The sequence below is a fragment of the Arachidicoccus sp. BS20 genome (genome assembly GCF_001659705.1).
Classification (GTDB): Bacteria; Bacteroidota; Bacteroidia; order Chitinophagales; family Chitinophagaceae; genus Arachidicoccus.
Genome location: NZ_CP015971.1, coordinates 3,255,662 through 3,274,198, shown reverse-complemented (window position 1 = coordinate 3,274,198; position 18,537 = coordinate 3,255,662). Strand labels below are relative to the sequence as shown.

The 18,537-nt window shown below is 41.2% G+C and carries 15 protein-coding genes; 11 read left to right on the top strand and 4 right to left on the bottom strand.

The annotated features are described in order from the left end of the window. The first annotated feature begins 11 nt into the window (after positions 1 to 11). The 11 genes from A9P82_RS14190 (at position 12) to ftsZ (ending at position 14,949) form a co-directional block, all read left to right on the top strand. A complete protein-coding gene (locus A9P82_RS14190; protein WP_066208936.1) occupies positions 12 to 353 on the top strand; it encodes an FtsL-like putative cell division protein in 342 nt (113 codons plus the stop codon). Next, positions 354 to 2,483 carry a penicillin-binding protein gene (locus tag A9P82_RS14185; protein ID WP_066208934.1) on the top strand — a complete coding sequence of 710 codons (2,130 nt, stop codon included), beginning with the start codon at positions 354 to 356 and terminating at the stop codon, positions 2,481 to 2,483. A gap of 12 nt (positions 2,484 to 2,495) precedes the next feature. Further along, positions 2,496 to 3,959 (top strand): UDP-N-acetylmuramoyl-L-alanyl-D-glutamate--2,6-diaminopimelate ligase, encoded by a 1,464-nt coding sequence (locus A9P82_RS14180; RefSeq protein ID WP_066208932.1) that lies wholly within the window; start codon positions 2,496 to 2,498, stop codon positions 3,957 to 3,959. Positions 3,960 to 4,084: 125 nt separating this feature from the next. Beyond that, complete coding sequence (gene mraY / locus A9P82_RS14175) at positions 4,085 to 5,389, top strand: phospho-N-acetylmuramoyl-pentapeptide-transferase (protein ID WP_066208930.1); 1,305 nt, start codon at positions 4,085 to 4,087, stop codon at positions 5,387 to 5,389. A gap of 51 nt (positions 5,390 to 5,440) precedes the next feature. Further along, a complete protein-coding gene (gene murD / locus A9P82_RS14170) occupies positions 5,441 to 6,832 on the top strand; it encodes a UDP-N-acetylmuramoyl-L-alanine--D-glutamate ligase (protein WP_082915366.1) in 1,392 nt (463 codons plus the stop codon). Between the two features lie 38 nt (positions 6,833 to 6,870). Then, a complete protein-coding gene (locus A9P82_RS14165) occupies positions 6,871 to 8,151 on the top strand; it encodes an FtsW/RodA/SpoVE family cell cycle protein (protein WP_066208928.1) in 1,281 nt (426 codons plus the stop codon). A 39-nt stretch (positions 8,152 to 8,190) separates the two neighbouring features. After that, positions 8,191 to 9,324: an undecaprenyldiphospho-muramoylpentapeptide beta-N-acetylglucosaminyltransferase gene (gene murG / locus A9P82_RS14160; protein ID WP_066208926.1), complete on the top strand. Its 1,134-nt coding sequence runs from the start codon at positions 8,191 to 8,193 to the stop codon at positions 9,322 to 9,324. 12 nt (positions 9,325 to 9,336) lie between these two features. Then, the gene (murC, locus tag A9P82_RS14155) at positions 9,337 to 10,746 is read left to right on the top strand and encodes a UDP-N-acetylmuramate--L-alanine ligase (RefSeq protein WP_231891167.1); all 1,410 of its coding nucleotides are present in this window, start codon (positions 9,337 to 9,339) and stop codon (positions 10,744 to 10,746) included. Positions 10,747 to 10,748: 2 nt separating this feature from the next. Beyond that, positions 10,749 to 11,681, top strand: a complete 933-nt coding sequence (locus A9P82_RS14150; RefSeq protein WP_066208922.1) for a cell division protein FtsQ/DivIB — start codon at positions 10,749 to 10,751, stop codon at positions 11,679 to 11,681. Further along, complete coding sequence (ftsA, locus tag A9P82_RS14145) at positions 11,678 to 13,084, top strand: cell division protein FtsA (RefSeq protein WP_066208920.1); 1,407 nt, start codon at positions 11,678 to 11,680, stop codon at positions 13,082 to 13,084. Before A9P82_RS14150 ends, ftsA begins: the two co-directional genes overlap by 4 nt. A 59-nt stretch (positions 13,085 to 13,143) precedes the next feature. Continuing rightward, positions 13,144 to 14,949, top strand: a complete 1,806-nt coding sequence (gene ftsZ, locus A9P82_RS14140) for a cell division protein FtsZ (RefSeq protein ID WP_066208914.1) — start codon at positions 13,144 to 13,146, stop codon at positions 14,947 to 14,949. Positions 14,950 to 15,040: 91 nt separating this feature from the next. Here ftsZ and A9P82_RS14135 read toward each other — a convergent pair whose 3' ends face one another. The 4 genes from A9P82_RS14135 to A9P82_RS14120 are packed head-to-tail and all read right to left on the bottom strand — an operon-like array spanning position 15,041 to position 18,522. Beyond that, positions 15,041 to 15,796, bottom strand: coding sequence for a phosphate ABC transporter ATP-binding protein (locus tag A9P82_RS14135; protein ID WP_066208912.1), 756 nt, complete (start codon positions 15,794 to 15,796; stop codon positions 15,041 to 15,043). Between the two features lie 2 nt (positions 15,797 to 15,798). Continuing rightward, the gene (locus A9P82_RS14130; protein WP_066208910.1) at positions 15,799 to 16,644 is read right to left on the bottom strand and encodes a PstA family ABC transporter permease; all 846 of its coding nucleotides are present in this window, start codon (positions 16,642 to 16,644) and stop codon (positions 15,799 to 15,801) included. 11 nt (positions 16,645 to 16,655) lie between these two features. After that, complete coding sequence (gene pstC, locus A9P82_RS14125; RefSeq protein WP_066208908.1) at positions 16,656 to 17,552, bottom strand: phosphate ABC transporter permease subunit PstC; 897 nt, start codon at positions 17,550 to 17,552, stop codon at positions 16,656 to 16,658. A 28-nt stretch (positions 17,553 to 17,580) separates the two neighbouring features. After that, positions 17,581 to 18,522 (bottom strand): PstS family phosphate ABC transporter substrate-binding protein, encoded by a 942-nt coding sequence (locus A9P82_RS14120; protein ID WP_156522709.1) that lies wholly within the window; start codon positions 18,520 to 18,522, stop codon positions 17,581 to 17,583. Positions 18,523 to 18,537: the final 15 nt, after the last annotated feature.

Below are 18,537 nucleotides of genomic sequence, written 5' to 3'. Positions count from 1 at the left end.
GAAAATATTAGATGAGCCACGAAGAAAAAAAGAAGCGGAAAGTTTCCATCAGGAAAATGGTAAACTATGAATGGATTACCAAAAACATCGGCTTCTTCTTATTTCTTGCGTTGCTCACAATTTTATATATCGCCAATGGTCATTGGGCGGATAAGACTATCAGAAATATCAGCAAAAACAATAAAGAAATCAAAGATTTACAGTTTGAATACAAAACGCTGAAAAGCGAATTGATGTTTCAGACACGCGAATCGGAACTGGTAAAAGCCGTTGAAGCCAAGGGCTTGAAGATAAGTGAAACGCCGCCGATTCACATCAAACAAGAAAATAAAGACAACAGCACAAATAAATAAATGGATGTAAAGCGCGACATACTTTGGAGGGTTTACCTGTGTTTTATAGGTATTATACTCTTGTGCGCTGTTATCATTGGCAAAGCATTTTACATTCAGCAAGTACAAGGTGCGTATTGGGAAGGCATGAGCGACAGTTTGCATCAAAAGATTCAGGAAATAGCCGCCGACAGAGGAACAATTTACAGCGACGATAAACAAATGCTGAGTACGAGCATCCCGCAATTTGACATTTATATTGACTTTGACGCAGATGGATTGAGAGAAAAAAACGGCAAACGTTTTAAAAAAAATATTGATTCTTTAAGCATTGGTTTGGCAAATCTTTTTAAAGATAAAACAGCCGATGCGTACAAACAGGAATTGCTAAGCGGTTACAAAAGAGAAGTGCGTTATTATCCACTAAAAAAGAATGTCGGTTATCGTCAGTATCAGGCTTTATTAAAATTACCATTGGTAAGAGAAGGCAGAAATAAAAGCGGATTTATTCCCGAAGTAAAAAATATTCGTTTGAATCCATATCAAATGTTGGCGTTCAGAACGATTGGTTTGAACAGAGAAAATTCTCAAAATGTAGGCATCGAAGCAACTTATGATTCTGTACTGAAAGGCACACCGGGCAAGCGTTTGGTACGATTTATCGCAGGCGGTGTTGCAGTTCCTGTGGACGAATCGGCAGACATTGAACCGCAAAACGGCAAAGACATCATTTCCACCATTGATACACATATCCAAGAAATCACGGAAAATGCGTTAATGAAAATGATGATAAGCAATCAGGCTCAGCACGGCACGGCAATTGTGATTGAAACGAAGACCGGACAAATAAAAGCCATCGCAAATCTCGGCAGGCAAAAAGACGGTTCGTATTGGGAAGATTTGAACTATGCCATCATGCCGACCGAACCGGGTTCCATTTTCAAATTGGCAACAATGCTTTCCTTACTGGAAGACAAAAAAGTTACGCTGGACGAACCTGTTAATCTGGAAGGCGGGCATTGGACAATCAACGGCAGAACAGTAAACGACGCAGAAGACGATGAAAATGCAAATACTGTATTGCAGGCATTTGAAGCAAGTTCCAATGTTGGTATGGCAAAGCTGGTATATTATGCTTACAAAGACCATCCCGAACAGTTTATTAATCATATAAAAAAATTGGGACTTGGCAATTTAACAGGCGTCGATATTATGGGCGAACGGCATCCGTTTATTTCCACGCCCGGAAGCAAAGTGTGGAGTGCAACTACTTTGCCGTGGATGGCTTTTGGTTATAATAATCTGATTTCGCCGCTTGGCATTGCAATGCTCTACAATGCAATTGCAAATAACGGAGCGATGCTGAAACCTTACCTCGTTTCTGATATTATGAACGGCGCAAATGTAGTAAAACACATCGACCCTGTTGTTACAAGAACCGTTGCCGATTCCAGTGTTGTAAAGCTGTTGCAGCAATGTTTATACGGCGTTTGCAACGACCCACACGGAACAGGTTATACTTTGCTGAAAGACTTGCCGTTCAAGCTTTGCGGAAAAACGGGAACAGCGCTCGTAGCAAACGGTTCTCATGGCTATGCCGATAAAATTTACCAATCGGCATTTGCAGGATATTTTCCTGCGGACAATCCGCAATACACTTGTGTTGTAGAAATTGTGAACAGTCCGCACTCGCGCATTTATTACGGCGCAGCCGTTGCCGGACCTGTGTTTAAAGAAATTGCACAACGCTTATATACATTGTATGTACGCCGTAACAATCAGGCTCAATACGCAAGCCTGGATAGTTTGAAACCAACGAAAATGCCTTACAGCTTTATCGGCTCGGCAGATGAATTGAAAACTTTTGCAAATGGTTTTGGCATACAATATAATGGCAATATTCCTGCAAACAACGAATGGGCAACACTTACAAGCGACAGCAATGCAACAGACAAATTAGTTGCTACAAATATTCCGGAAGGAAAATCAATGCCTAATCTTTCAGGTTTCGGACTAAAAGATGCGTTGTATGTGTGCGAAAATCTGGGATTGAAAGTAAATATAAAAGGCGTCGGTCGTGTAGTGCAGCAATCGCTTACTTCCGGCGCGCCGATAGCACGAGGGCAATTAATCAATTTACAATTAAACTAAGAAAATAGTTAGTTGAAAACTTTACAGGACATATTGCATAAAGTTCATCTTACAAAAGTGAACGGTCTGCTGAACAAAAAAATTTCTTCTGTTCAGATAGATTCGCGCAAAGTTGTGACAGGCACGCTGTTCGTGGCTTTGAAAGGTGTTCAAAGCGATGGACATGATTATATTGGCAAAGCAATTTCGCTCGGTTCGCAAGCCATTGTTTGTGAAATATTGCCGAAGGAACTTGCCACAAATATTACTTATGTTCAGGTAAGCGATTCCCACGAAGCGGCGGCAATTATCGCGCATAATTTTTATAATGAACCATCCGAAAAATTAAAATTAGTCGGCGTTACCGGAACAAACGGGAAAACGACAGTCGCTACTTTATTATACAATTTATTTACAGGTCTTGGTTACAAATGCGGATTAATCAGCACCGTTCAAAATAAAATCGGCAACAAAATTATTCCCGCCACACACACAACACCTGATGCAATTTCGTTGAACGAATTACTGGCAAAAATGGCAGATAAAAATTGCACACACGTGTTTATGGAATGCAGCAGCCATGCCATTCATCAGCATAGAATTTCAGGATTGAATTTTACGGGCGCATTGTTTACTAACATCACGCACGACCATTTGGATTATCACAAAACATTTGACGAATACATCCGTGTAAAGAAAAGTTTCTTTGATAAACTAAGTTCTTCGGCATTCGCTATTTCCAACGCCGACGATAAGAACGGCAAAGTGATGCTGCAAAACACCAAAGCAAAAAAATATTTATACAGCCTGAAAACCGCAGCAGATTTCAAAGGAAAAATTCTGGAAAATGCTTTGACAGGTTTGGTCATGCTCGTCAATAATACGGAAGTTAATTTCCGGCTGATTGGAACATTCAACGCCTACAATTTGCTCGCGGTCTATGGTGCAGCCATTTGCCTGCATGAAAATGAAGATGAAGTTTTGCGTGTATTAAGCATGACGAACGGCGCTGAAGGACGATTCGACTATAAAATTAGTCCGTCAAAAATTATTGCCATTGTCGATTATGCGCACACGCCAGATGCATTAGAAAATGTTTTATCAACCATCAAAAAATTACGCAAAGGCAACGAGCAGGTAATTACGGTTGTGGGTTGCGGCGGCGACAGAGATAAAACCAAAAGACCCGAAATGGCTGAGATTGGCGCAAAACTAAGCGACCGTTTAATCATTACAAGCGATAACCCGCGCAGCGAAGACCCGAATGAAATTATCCGCGAAATGGAAGCTGGATTGGATAGCGCAGGAAGAAAAAAATCTATCAGCATTGCGGATAGAAAAGAAGCAATAAAAACGGCGGTAAGTTTTGCAAATGCAGGCGACATCATACTTGTAGCCGGCAAAGGACACGAAAAGTATCAGGAAATAAAAGGCGTAAAATATCACTTCGACGATAAAGAAGTTTTGGATGAAATGTTTGAATTGTTAGAGAAATAAAATATTTCGGTTCGTGAGACACAAACCGATGCAAAAAAATCGCCGCGAGGCGATAGAATGAAAGTTCGAGGCGAGGACGCCTCGAACAGCAACAACAAACAATCGACAACAGAAAACAAAAAATTATGTTATACAGTTTGTTCACATGGTTAAAGCAGGAGTTCAACATCTCGGGCGCAGGATTGTTTCAGTACATCACGTTCCGTGCGGCTTTGGCGATTATTTTGTCGTTGCTGATTGCGACTGTGTACGGCAAACGCATCATCAATTTTTTGCGCAGAAAACAAATAGGCGAAACCGTGCGCGACCTGGGATTGGCGGGCGAACAACAGAAAAAAGGAACGCCTACAATGGGCGGCATCATTATTTTACTGGCAATCATCATCCCGACTTTGTTGCTCGCCGACTTGCACAAAGTTTATGTACGTCTGATGTTGCTATGCACTGTATGGCTCGGTATCATTGGATTTCTGGACGATTATTTAAAATTAAAAGCAAGAAAAAAAGCGCAGCAAGCCGGAGAAAATTATAAGAAAAAAAATAAAGACGGGCTTGCCGGAACGGCAAAAATCATAGGACAAGTAGGACTTGGGATTATCATTGGCGCAACGCTTTATTTCAACAACAATGTAACGATGGAACGCGAAGTCGTTCCTTCAAACGGAAAGATTGATAAGACCGTTCGTGTTACAAATGACCAACAGGTTGTAAGAGAGGTAAACGGAGTTGAACAAAAATATGTACGCGTGAATGCACCCATTACAACGATTCCTTTTGTAAAAAATCATGAATTTAATTACGAAAGATTAATCAGCTGGCTCGGCGACGGCGCAGAAAAATATACATGGATTATTTACATTTTGGTTGTTACGTTCATCATCACGGCAGTATCAAATGGTGCAAATATTACAGACGGACTGGACGGGTTGGCTGCGGGCGTGAGCGCAATTATCGGAATGGTTTTAGGTGTACTGGTCTATGTTTCGGGCAACTATCAAATGGCAGGTTATCTCAACATTATGTACATCCCGAACCTCGGCGAACTGTCCATTTTCATCAGCGCATTTATTGGCGGTTGCATTGGTTTTCTTTGGTACAACGCTTATCCGGCGCAGGTTTTCATGGGCGACACGGGAAGTTTGGCACTTGGCGGCATTATCGCATCGCTGGCAATTATCGTGAGAAAAGAATTGCTCATACCGATTTTCTGCGGTGTGTTTTTGGTAGAAAACTTAAGCGTGATTATTCAGGTAACTTATTTCAAATACACGAAGAAAAAATATGGCGAAGGGAAAAGAATTTTCCTCATGAGTCCGTTGCATCATCATTATCAAAAGAAAGGATTTCATGAAAATAAAATAGCAATACGCTTTTGGATTATCACATTGATTTTAGTTGTATTTTCTATTGCAACACTCAAAATAAGATAAACCCCTGTCCCCTAAAGGGGGGAATTTAAACGAAGCGAATAAAAATTTATAATGAATAACGAAGTAAAAAACATTAATCAACAACAAAATTTCCCCTCTCAGGGGACAGGGGTTTTTGTTGTGCTTGGCGCAGGCGAAAGCGGCGTGGGCGCTGCATTGTTGTGGAAGCAGCATGGCTATAACGTATTTGTTAGTGATGCAGGAAAAATCGCCGATAAATACAAAAAAGAATTGCAAGAGAATGGAATTGAGTTTGAAGAGGGGCATCATTCCGAAGAAAAAATTTTATCGGCAACAGAAGTGATGAAAAGTCCCGGCATTCCCGATAAAGTTGAATTGATAAAAAAGATTCGTGCAAAAAATATTCCTGTTATCAGCGAGATAGAATTGGCATATCGGTACAAAGGCGACAGTAAAATTGTTGCGACTACGGGAACGAACGGAAAGAGTACAACTACGTCGTTAATTTATCATATCTGTAAAACGGCGGGCTTGGATTGTGCGTTGGTAGGCAACATCGGTTATTCATTTGCAAAACAAATTGCCGAAGCGCCGAAAGCTTTGTATGTAGCGGAAATCAGCTCTTTTCAGCTGGATGATATTAAAACTTTTCGTCCCGACATTGCTATTCTGCTGAACATCACGGAAGACCATTTGGACAGGTATAATTATGACATTGAAAATTACATAAAAAGCAAATTCAGAATAATAGAAAATCAAACTGCCGCCGATTACTTCATCTACAATTTGGACGATGAATTAATTACGGCTCATTTAAAATCCATTTCATTTCACTCAACACCATTACCTTTTTCTATGAAACAAGAAGTAACCAAAGGCGCATACATCAAAGACAATCAAATGATGATTAAAGCGCAGGAAGAACGTGTAACTATGAACATTTATGATTTTGTGGCATTGAAAGGTAAACACAATCAGTACAACACAATGGCAGCAGGCATAGCAGCATCGGTATTGGACATCCGCAAAGAAAAAATCCGCGAAGCGGTTCAGACGTTTGAAAGCCTCGAGCATCGTATGGAATTTGTTGCCACCATTCGCGGTGTGGATTTTATCAACGACAGTAAGGGAACAAATCTAAACTCGGTTTGGTTTGCACTTGAAAGCATGACAAAACCGACTGTATTAATCTTAGGCGGCGTGGACAAAGGCAATGACTATTCCATGATTGAAGAACTGGTAAAAGAAAAAGTAAAAGCCATTGTATGTCTCGGTTTGGACAATGAAAAAATTATTAATGCATTTAAAGATACTGTCCCCATAACAGAAACAACATCCATGAAAGATGCAGTACAAGCTGCTTACAGCCTTGCCGACAAGGGCGATGTTGTTTTATTAAGTCCGGGTTGTTCCAGCTTTGATTTGTTTAAAAATTATATGGAACGAGGCGAGCAATTCAAAGAACAGGTAAAAGAATTATAACGTCATTGCGAGCGAAGCAATCTTATAATAATTTAAAAATGATAAACGATTTATTGGACATAGAAAATTATTCATTCAAAGGCTTAACCGATAAAGCCAAAGGCGACCGATACATTTGGGCTTCTGTAGCTTTGTTGGTGCTCGTGTCGATGCTTGTTGTGTATAGTGCAACAGGTTCGCTCGCTTATAAAATGAATCATGGTAACACAGAAGTTTATCTGTTCAAGCAAATCGTATTTTCTGTAATTGGTTTAGCGGTTATTTATTTTTTGCATCGCGTCAACTATGCATTGTACTCACGCATTGCCATCATTTTATATTTCATTTCGATTCCTTTATTGTTCTACACTTTATTTTTCGGCGCAGAAATTAATGACGGAAGCCGTTGGATAAAAGTACCGATTATCAACATGACTTTCCAAACGAGCGACTTCGCGAAGCTCGCATTGTTCATGTTCATTTCACGGCAATTAAGCCGCAAGCAAAAAGTCATCAAAGATTTTAAAAAAGGTTTTCTTCCCGTGTTTGTTCCGGTTGCTATTACGTGCCTATTAATTTTCCCGGCAAACCTGTCAAATGGTTTGCTCACGGGCGCAACATCATTGTTACTCATGTTTATCGGGCGTGTAAATACCAAGCATATTTTACTCGTTATCGGCATAGCATTGATACCAATTTTTTTCCTTGTTTCTTCGGCTATGATTCATCATGCTGCGCATAAGAACGACACGGAAGACACAATTGAAAACACACAAAGCCATTCCACATTTAAACGCTTTGCAACGTGGCGCACACGCGTAGAAGACTTCATATATTCCAAACAAAAAGAAGTTCCTTACCAGGTGCAGCAGGCAAAAATTGCAATTGCCAACGGAAGTGTTTTGCACGGTTTGGGTCCGGGTAATAGCCGTCAAAGAAATTATTTACCGCAGGCGTATAACGATTTTATTTTCGACATTATCATTGAAGAATACGGCTTGTTAGGCGGCGCTTTTATCATTTTTATATACCTCATTTTTCTATATAGGTGCATAAGAATTTTCAGAAAATGTCCTTACGCATTTGGCGCATTTCTCGCACTGGGATTGAGTTTCACGTTGGTAATACAAGCGCTTGCAAATATGGCAGTCAACGTAAACATCATGCCGGTAACGGGTGTTACGCTGCCGCTAATCAGCATGGGCGGAAGTTCGTTCTTATTCACTTGCGCGGCTATCGGAATTATTTTAAGTGTAGCAAGTAACGTGGAAAAAATGGAAGGCGAGAAACAAAAGAAAGTTGTAGAGGCTATTGTAAAAGAAGAAAAACCTGAAGCATGATGTAAAAAATTTATTTGATTAACATGATTGAAAATATAAATGAATAACGATATAAAAAATAGCAAGAAAATCATCATCGCGGGCGGTGGCACCGGCGGACATATTTTCCCTGCCATTGCTATTGCCAATGCGTTGAAAGCGATTGACAGCAGCATTGAAATTTTATTCGTTGGCGCAAAGGGGAAAATGGAAATGGAAAAAATTCCGCAGGCGGGTTATTCTATCAAAGGCTTGGACATCACGGGTTTCAACAGAAGCTCCATGCTGAAAAATATTTCATTGCCATTCAAAATTATAAAAAGCTTTTATCAGGTAAAAAACATTTTTAAAGAATTTCTCCCCGATGCAGTTATTGGTGTCGGCGGCTATTCTACATTTCCCGTATTGAAATATGCAGAGAAAAAAGGCATTCCCACATTTATTCATGAATCCAATTCTTTCGCAGGAAAAAGCAATATTTTACTCGGGAAAAATGCAACTAAAATTTTCGTCGCATCGGAAGGAATGGAGAACTTTTTTCCTGCGAACAAAATTATGATTACCGGAAACCCTGTACGGAAAATTATTTCCGAATCAACCGTTACACGAAATGAAGGCATTAAATTTTTCGGTTTGGATGAAAATAAAAAAACAATTCTTGCCGTAGGCGGAAGCCTTGGCGCGCGTAGCATCAACGAAGTGATAATGGAGCATCTGATTGATATCAAAGCGCTGAATATTCAATTGATATGGCAAACAGGCAAAACCAATTCGGCACGTTATATCCATCACGGAAAGTTGGCACCGCGCAATGTATGGGTTGGAGAATTTATTCAGGACATGGACAAAGCGCTTGCCGCGGCTGATGTAGTCGTTTCTCGCGCCGGCGCAATGTCAGTTGCAGAATTATGTGTCGCAAAAAAACCTGTGGTGTTTGTGCCTTATCCTTTCGCGGCGGAAGACCATCAAACTGTAAACGCGAAAAAATTGGTGGATAAAAATGCAGCTGAAATGATAAGTAATGATGAAGCTAAAATAAAATTATTTGGCGCTGTTACGGATTTACTGATGAATGAAGAACGATGCAAAACATTGTCTGAAAACATAGGCAAACTTGCAGTTACAAACGCAAACGAAATTATTGCAAAAGAAATTTTAGCCTCCCTAAATCCCTCCAAAGGAGGGACTTATTAAAGCGAAGATTAAATGATGAATGAATACAACAAAAATATTGACACGCTTTTAAAGCTCCCCCCTTCGGGGGGCAGGGGGGCTGTTTATTTCATCGGTATCGGCGGTATCGGCATGAGCGCGTTAGCAAGATACTTCAACAGCAAAGGCGTTGAGGTAAGCGGCTACGACAGAAAAGAAACGCCATTAACTAAACAGTTAGGAAATGAAGGTATCAAAATTCATTATGAAGAAAATATTGATTTGATTCCGAAAAACGTGGATGTAGTGGTTTACACACCCGCGATTCCTGCGACACACAAAGAGTTGGTTTATTACAGAGAAAATAAATTTCTCGTATTCAAGCGCAGCGATGTATTGGGCTGGATTACCGCGCAATCGTTCAATATATGTGTTGGCGGTTCGCACGGAAAAACAACAATTACAACTTTCATTGCACATATTTTACGCGACAGCAAATATGGTTCAAATGCTTTTCTGGGCGGTGTTTCAGCGAATTACAACAGCAATTTTTGGGCAAGCAACAACAAAGATGTAAGTGTAATTGAAGCGGACGAATACGACCGTTCTTTTTTAAAGCTCTCGCCCGATATCGCAGTGGTTACGGCAATGGATGCCGACCATTTGGATATTTACGGAACAAAAGAAGAATTAGAAAATGCGTATATAGAATTTGCTTCCAAAGTGAAACCCGGTGGGCTTTTGCTGAGAAAATATGGTTTAAACAGAAGTTATGAATTATATGCAGCACATCCGCATCATTTAAAATACAGCTTTGAAGATGCGCGTGCAGATATTTATTCCTTGAACAGAACTGTTGTAAATGGTTCTTATCGATTTGACGTGAGTTACAAAAATCAAATCATTAAAGATTTTGAATTGCACATCGGTGGGCTGCACAATATTGAAAATGCAGTGGCAGCAATAGCTGTGGCTAAATGGCTAAATATTGATGAAGAAAAAATAAAACGCGCTGTTGCAAATTTCAAAGGTGTGAAACGCAGGTTTGAATATTATCTGAAAGACGATAAACATATTTTGATTGATGATTATGCGCATCATCCCGAAGAATTAAATGCATTGATAAGCGGCATAAGAAGTTTGTTCAGTGATAAATTGACAGTTGTTTTTCAGCCGCATTTATACAGTCGCACAAAAGATTTTGCAGATGAATTTGCAAAGGCTTTGGACAAAGCAGATGAAGTGATTTTGTTGCCTATTTATCCCGCACGCGAGTTACCGATGGAAGGTGTTACAAGCGAATTGATTTTGAATAAAATGAAATTGGACAACAAAAGAATATTATCGAAAGAAGAATTATTAAAAACAATACAAGCCGAAAACCCGCGACTGGCGGCATTTTTAGGCGCAGGCGACATTGATGAATTATTGATTCCCGTAAAAGAAATTTTGGAAGCGCAATAAAAATGTTGAAGAAGAAGCTCATAATCACTTTGTGGATTTTGCTCGGTGTTGCAGCAACGGGGCTCCTGTTTATTGCCGCAAAAGAGAAAGGTGAAAAACTGTGCAAAGGCATCAACGTCGAGATAAGTAAAAACGCAAAGCAGGTTTTTGTAGATGAAAACGGCATCAAAATTAAAGTGAGCGAAAACGGCGGAAAAGCAGGCATTCCAATTAATAAAATCAATGTAAAGCAAATTGAATCAGAGCTTGAAAAAGATGCATGGATTAAACAGGCAAAACTGTATTTCGATAACAATCAAATATTACAAATAGATTTAAAAGAAAGCGACCCTGTGGCAAGAATTTTTACGATAACCGGCAATTCATTTTATATAGACAGCAGCGGAAAATATCTGCCTGTGAATAGCAATGTAATTGCCAGAGTTCCCGTATTTACAGGGTTTACAAGCAATAAGCAAAAGCTGTCTTCGCCGGACAGCGCATTACTGCAAAGTGTAAAACAGGTCGCAAACTTTATCATCAGCGATACATTTTGGACAGCGTATGTTTCGCAGATAAATATTTTGCCAAATACGGAATTTCAGATTATTCCTGTTGTCGGCAACCAGATTATCGACATTGGCAATGCAGATAATTTGCCCGATAAATTTAATCGTTTGTACAGTTTTTATCGTCAGGTTTTGAGCAGAACGGGCATCAACAAATACAAAGAAATCGATGTTCAGTACAAAGGTCAGGTAGTTGCATCAAATGGTATGAAAGATTCAACAGCAGCATTATTACAACGCAATAATATGCCTGCAACACCGGATTCTGAAATTATCAGGTTAGATAATGTCGCGCGGGTAAATTCGCCCAACAAAACAAAAACAACTCAACATAAAACGAAACAAATTATACATAAAATAAACACAACTAAAACCAATAAATCATGAATGAACACACACACAACACCGAAGAAGTAAATGCTGCATTTCACAGCGACGCCCCTATTATCGTAGGTCTTGACATCGGCACTACGAAAATCGCGGCTATCGCAGGAAGAAAAAATGCACAAGGCAAACTTGAAATTCTTGGCTTTGGTCATGCACCAAGCAACGGCGTGCAACACGGACAAGTGTTGAACATCGATCAAACCGTGCGCGCGATTGAAACCGCAATGGACAATTGCAGGCACAGCAATCCCGATTTGGAAATCAACGAAGTATATGTAGGTATTGCAGGTCAGCACATCAAAAGCCTGCAAACACGCGGCGACATTGTACGTCAGAATCCCGACATTGAAATTGAGCGACACGAAATCGAGCAATTGATTGCCGACCAACGCAAGACTTTTATTCCTGCCGGCGACCAAATCATTGACGTAATTCCGCAAGATTTTCATGTAGATAATTTTCAATCCATCAAAGACCCGATTGGTTATAACGGCGTAAAAGTGGGTGCAAATTTTCACATCATTACGGGCGATAGAAACGCGATTAAAAACATTAACCGTTCGGTAGAAAGAAGCCGTTTAAAAACTAAAGACCTCGTTTTGCAACCATTGGCTTCGTCCGCAGCCGTATTGAACGAAATGGATATGGAGGCAGGTGTTGCTGTTCTCGACATCGGCGGCGGCACTTCCGATCTTGCGATTTTTTACGAAGGAATGCTAAAGCATACGGCTGTAATTCCTTTCGGCGGGGAAAACATTACCAACGATATCAAAATGGGGCTGGGCGTATTGAAGCAACAAGCCGAAGCCATGAAAAAGCAATTCGGCTCTGCATTGACCGATGAAGCAAAAGCCAACGCATTTATTACCATTCCTGGAATGCGCGGCTTGCCCGCACGCGAAATAAGCGTGAAAAATCTGGCAAATATTATCCAGGCAAGAATGACCGAAATATTGGAATTTGTAACGTATCACTTAAAGCAAGTCGGCTTGGACAACCGCAAGCTCAACGGCGGCATCATTCTCACAGGCGGTGGTTCGCAACTCAAACATTTAATTCAATTGACAGAATACGTTACAGGCTTGAACGCGCGCATCGGTTATCCGAACGAGCATCTCGCACCAAGCCATGTTGACCAGTTGAAAAATCCTGTGTATTCAACATGTTTGGGCTTGATTTTAAAAGGCGAAAGCGATTATGAAAACAAGACAAAAAACTTTGAAAAATCAAACGTTTCCAAGCATCAGCCGCAGGTTATTTTAACTTCGGAAACTCAGGAAGCAACTGTCAAAGAAAAAGAAGTGAAAGTGCGACAGCCTAAACAACCGTCAAAATTCTGGACTAAATTCAAAGACAGTCTTATTGATATTTTCAAAGAAGAAGAAGACTCTGTAATGAACTAAAATAATTAGCTCAATATAAAATCCGGTTTAAAAACTACTAACCATTAAAATTTAGAATTATGATAGACTTTGATATCCCCAAACAACGCTCCTCGATTATTAAAGTAATCGGCGTTGGCGGCGGCGGCGGAAATGCCGTAAACCACATGTTTTCACAGAAAATCGAAAACGTAGATTTTATTATTTGCAATACCGATGCGCAGGCTTTGGACAACAGCGCCATCCCCAATAAAATTCAGCTTGGACCACATCTCACGCAAGGTTTGGGTGCAGGCGCAAATCCCGAAATCGGCAAGCAGGCAACAGAAGAATCGCTGGAAGAAATAAAACGCATTCTTGAAGTAAATACCAAGATGGCATTTGTGTGCGCAGGCATGGGCGGCGGCACCGGAACAGGCGGCGCGCCTATCATCGCAAAAATTTGTCAGGACTTGGGAATTCTTACAGTCGGCATCGTAACCACGCCTTTTTCTTTTGAAGGACCGAAAAGAAAAAACCAGGCTGAAAACGGTATTAAAGAATTAGAACCGCATGTAGATACTTTGCTCGTCATCAGCAATGATAAATTGCGTATGCAACACAAAAACCTGAAAATGCGTGAAGCATTTGGTAAAGCAGATGATGTGCTTTCAACGGCTGCAAAATGTATCACAGATATCATCAACAGCAACGGACAAATCAACGTGGACTTTGCCGATGTTTGTACCGTAATGCGCAAAGGCGGCGTGGCTATTCTCGGAAGTGCCATTGAAGAAGGCGACAACCGTGCGCAGACTGCAATTGAAAATGCCATCAACTCTCCTTTGCTGAACGACAACAATATCAGCGGTGCAAAATGGATTCTGCTCAACATCAATACCAGCGAAGGCGATTATGAATGCGGAACGGATGAATTTGAATTGATTAATGACTTCGTTCGTCAGAAAGCAGGCGAAAATACCGATGTAATCGTAGGTATGGGCATCGATGAATCTTTAGGTAAAGGATTGTCCGTAACGCTGATTGCGACAGGCTTTTCACATAAAGACCCGTTTGCCGAAAAAGCAGATTATGAAACAATTCCGCAGAAAGATAAAGTGATTCTCACACTCGATGTTCAGGAACCAAAACCAATCATTATTCCAATTAAAGAAGAAGTTGTAACGCCTGAACCCATAACTAAAACACAAGCGGAACCGGAAATAAAACAAACAAAAACGTTAACCGAAGAAGAAGCGTTACAGCCGACGTTGACTGAAGTGGAAGAAACCGTTGCACCCGTTCAGCAAGTTATTGAAAAACCTGTAATTGAAACGCAAACAGAAGCGCCGGTTCATTTTTCTTTAGAAGAAGAAGTGAAAGATGAACAGCCGGAATTTAAGTATGAAGAAAAAACTGTTGAAGAAGTTCAGCCGAAAGCCGAACCTATACCAAGTTTCCTGAGCAAGCCAAGCAATATTTATGCTTCGCAGTCCGCACCGAAGCAAGAGGAAAAACCGCAGCAAAGAGCGACAGTAACAATGCCCGCACAGGAAGAAGAATCTTTCCGGATGGTGTATAAAGAAGTTGCATCTGCACCGCAGCCTGTTGTTGCAAACGCGCTCGGCAATCAGGAAGAATTAAGCGATGAAGAACTAAAGCGCAAAAAAGCTGAAGAACGTATTCAGAAACTACGAAATCTTTCGTACAATTTTTCCAACAACGACCCAAGCGGAGATTTGGATGCAGTACCGGCGTACGTACGCCGCAATTTGGAAATGCTTGACGGAGTTTCCGGCAATGTACCTGAAAACTATTACAGCAAATACACGGTAAACAAAGACGATAAAACAGGCTCAAACATATCAAGCATCAATGCTTTCTTAGAAGGCAAAAAGCCCGATTAATATTTTTTCATGGTTTTGAAGTTGGTTTTTAGTTGTTAAATCCCCCGAAGTTTCGGGGGATTTTTTTATTATCAATTCCCGGAAAATTTTCTTAATGCCCGCTTTGCAAATATTCTTTCAGCACATCTGATTGTGGGTTTCCAAAAACTTTTTCCGGCGCGCCTTGTTCAATTATTTCGCCGAAATACATGAACACAACATTGTCTGCAAGGCGCTGCGCCTGCCGCAGAATATGCGTTACCACTATTAGCGTATAATCATTTTTTAAATCGAGAAATTTCTCTTCAATCTTTTTACTGGAAATCGGGTCGAGCGCCGATGTAGGTTCATCAGCCAGAATAATTTCCGGTCCCACAGCCAGGCCACGCGCGAGGCACAACCGTTGTTGTTGCCCGATGGATAGTCTTGTAGCGGGCGAATGCAACCTGTCTTTTACTTCGTCCCAAAGTCCCGCATCGCGCAGGTTTTGCTCCGCACTTAGCTGTAATTTTTCCTTGTCTTTGATGCCTTTTATTTTCAGTCCGTAAGTAATATTTTTATAAATGGACATCGGCAAAGGAAACGGTTTTTGCGACAGCAATCCCATCTTCTGGCGGATGCGCGTAAGGTCTTGTTTGGGATGAAAAATATCTTCGCCATCTATCAACACTTCTCCTTTTACCGACAGTTGCGGATGTAAATCAGTAAGCCGGTTTAAGCATTTGAGCAAAGTAGTTTTGCCGCAGCCCGAAGGACCGAGCAACACCGTGATTTTATTGCGCGGTATTTCCAGGTTAATATTTTTCAAAATAGGCGCATTGCCCGCCGTTACATTTAATCCTTTTATTTGAATGATGCTGTCTGACATTTTTATAAAATATTTCGCTTGTATTTTTTAGTGCTTAATCTCGATACAATGCTGATGATTAGAATGATTCCGGTCAATATCAATGCGGCAGCATACGCTCTTTCCTTTACTTCGGGAATGGACGAGCTTAGCTGGAAAAATATGGCTAAAGGCAAAGTGGCGGTCGGGTCTTGTAAAGAATGCGGAATGCGGTCGGTGTAACCAGCCGTGAATAAAACCGATGCCGCGTCACCGATGCCGCGCCCGAAAGCGAGCAAAATGGCGGTAATAAATCCCGGCAAAGCCTGACGAAAAAATACGCTGTAAGCCGTACGTGTTTTGGTAGCGCCTAAAGAATATGACGCTTCCAGCAAGCCGCTGGGTATCGTTCTGATGACTTCATCCAATGCGCGGATAAAAATGGGAACGATAAATAAAGTTACCGTGATAATGCCCGCCAGCAACGAAGCGCGTAAATGAAAATACGTCATCAAGGCAAAGCCGAACGCGCCGAAAACGATGGACGGCACGCCCCACAACGCATCCAGTAAAAAACGTAAAACGCTTACCCAGCGCTTGTTCCGGAGAAAATGAATATTCATTCCCAACGCAACCGGCAAGCCGATAAGCACTGCCAGAAAAGTGGAACCTAAAGCTAAGTATAGCGAACCGACAATGGCGTTGAGTATGCCACCGCCTTTGCCAAAATAAAACCCGCCTTGCGGCACTTCAGAAATTATTTGCCACGACAAGGCGTGCCAGCCTTTTTTAATGATGACCCAAAGAATAAGAATGAATACAAGTATGATACTCGCGGTAACCAATTTCATTAATCCTAAAAAAATTTGTTCTTCAATTTTCTTCTTCATCCGTATATTTTTTATTTATTACGTTGATAAACTAATGAATTAGTCAGTATGTTAAACAGGATAATAATAATGAACAATAACAACGCAGATAACATCAACGCCGAACCGTACATTGGAATGGACATCATATCGCCGTAATTGTTGGCAATGAGCGCGGGCAAAGGATAAGCCGGCTGGAACACATTGTGCGGCACCTGCACCACGTTGCCCACAACCATCAGCACGGCAATAGTTTCGCCCAGCGCTTTGGAAATGCCTAAATTCAGCGCGGCGATAATGCCCGTTTTCCCTTGTCTTAATAAAACTTTTTTTATCGTTTCCCAATACGTTGCTCCTAAAGAAAGCGAAGCTTCTTTCAGTTCTATGGGAATGTTTCGCAGCACTTCCATCAGCATATTCAACATATACGGCACGGACATGATGGCAAGTACTACGCCGCCGGACAAGAGACAATAACCTGTGGACGTAAGACCAAATGCAGGCGCAATGTGCTCGCCAATGAGCGGAACAACAACCAGTACACCCCAGACACCATACACTACCGAAGGAATACCTGCCAGCACATCAATAATAAAATACATGGTTTGCATGAGCCTGCGCGGCGCATATTGGGTAAGATAAATGGCTGCCAGCACACACACCGGCGCCGACAAAATAAAAGACAACAACGTTACCAGCAACGACCCGATAATGAACGGAAAGAAGCCAAACTTCCCTTCCAGCGGCGACCAATCGGATGAACCAATCAGCCGGAAAAAAGAATGTGTTCGCAGCAATGGCAGGGATTCAAGCACAAGCCCCAAACCGATTGCCAACGGTAACAACAGTAGGAAAAATGTTGCTACGTTCAGCCACGTATTTGAAATCCTGTCTGTCCATTTTCGTGGGATGGAGAAAAACGTTGTCATCTTTATTTGCCGTTTTCTTGAGTTAGTATTATTTCAGTTTTGCCAATTGCGCATCAATCTTTTCTTTGGGCAAAGGCACATAACCGGCGGCTTTCACATATTGTTGTCCATCAGTAAGCACCCATTTTAAAAAATCAATAATTTGCGGATTGGTTGGTTTTCCTTTTGTAAGAAAATATAAATCCCTCGCGGGCGGTGAAGGATAACGTCCGTCTGCAATGGCAGCCAAAATACTGTCAGCATTGTCGTAGAAATTTTCATCGGAATCTATTACTCGATTATTATTTTCATCAATCGGCGCTACATCAATGCCCGGTCTTTTTTTGCCTGTGGTAATATCATAAGCATAAGCCACATTATTGAAACCGATTCCGTATTGGTCTTTGGCTACGGCATCTGCCAAACCCGGGTCGCCGAAAATTCCCGTGCCTTTGATATTGCTTTGTTTGCCGCCGAAATACGCCGCCCAGGTGTCTGCCGCTCCTGCCGCATCGGAGCGCGTATAAACAGCAATGTTGTGGTTATCCGTTGTATCCAGCAGGCTTCCCCACGTAATATTTTTTCCTGAAAAATAAATTTCTTTCAGTCGGTCGTGTGTCAATCCTTTACGATGAATCAAATCCGCCAAAGGATTTTTAGCGCTGAAAGTGGGCACTACCGCATCTTTCGCCACAGCAAAAAGTACCACGCCTTTTTGTTCTTCTTCGGGTGTGAGCGCACGTGAAAACATTGCAATGTCCGCCGCGCCCGCCAATGCATCAGTCAAACCCTTTCCTGCACCGCCGCCCGAAACATCGAACCGTGCATCAGGATGCAGTTTTTTATATTCTTCCGTCCACTTTACACCCAAAGGATATAAAGCAAATGCGCCGCTGATAATAATACTTTTATCATTATTGCTTTTGCACGACAGGAAATAAAACGGAAGTGACACGAGTAAAATTCCGGTAATGATTTTCTTTATTTGCATGATATAATTTTTAAG

Coding starts and splice junctions, on each gene's coding strand:
- A9P82_RS14135 (WP_066208912.1), bottom strand. CDS start 15,796: ATGTCAGACAGCATCATTCAAATAAAAGGATTAAATGTAACGGCGGGC.
- A9P82_RS14190 (WP_066208936.1), top strand. CDS start 12: ATGAGCCACGAAGAAAAAAAGAAGCGGAAAGTTTCCATCAGGAAAATG.
- ftsZ (WP_066208914.1), top strand. CDS start 13,144: ATGATAGACTTTGATATCCCCAAACAACGCTCCTCGATTATTAAAGTA.
- pstC (WP_066208908.1), bottom strand. CDS start 17,552: ATGACAACGTTTTTCTCCATCCCACGAAAATGGACAGACAGGATTTCA.
- murG (WP_066208926.1), top strand. CDS start 8,191: ATGAATAACGATATAAAAAATAGCAAGAAAATCATCATCGCGGGCGGT.
- murC (WP_231891167.1), top strand. CDS start 9,337: ATGATGAATGAATACAACAAAAATATTGACACGCTTTTAAAGCTCCCC.
- A9P82_RS14185 (WP_066208934.1), top strand. CDS start 354: ATGGATGTAAAGCGCGACATACTTTGGAGGGTTTACCTGTGTTTTATA.
- A9P82_RS14120 (WP_156522709.1), bottom strand. CDS start 18,522: ATGCAAATAAAGAAAATCATTACCGGAATTTTACTCGTGTCACTTCCG.
- ftsA (WP_066208920.1), top strand. CDS start 11,678: ATGAATGAACACACACACAACACCGAAGAAGTAAATGCTGCATTTCAC.
- A9P82_RS14130 (WP_066208910.1), bottom strand. CDS start 16,644: ATGAAGAAGAAAATTGAAGAACAAATTTTTTTAGGATTAATGAAATTG.
- murD (WP_082915366.1), top strand. CDS start 5,441: ATGAATAACGAAGTAAAAAACATTAATCAACAACAAAATTTCCCCTCT.
- A9P82_RS14150 (WP_066208922.1), top strand. CDS start 10,749: ATGTTGAAGAAGAAGCTCATAATCACTTTGTGGATTTTGCTCGGTGTT.
- A9P82_RS14165 (WP_066208928.1), top strand. CDS start 6,871: ATGATAAACGATTTATTGGACATAGAAAATTATTCATTCAAAGGCTTA.
- mraY (WP_066208930.1), top strand. CDS start 4,085: ATGTTATACAGTTTGTTCACATGGTTAAAGCAGGAGTTCAACATCTCG.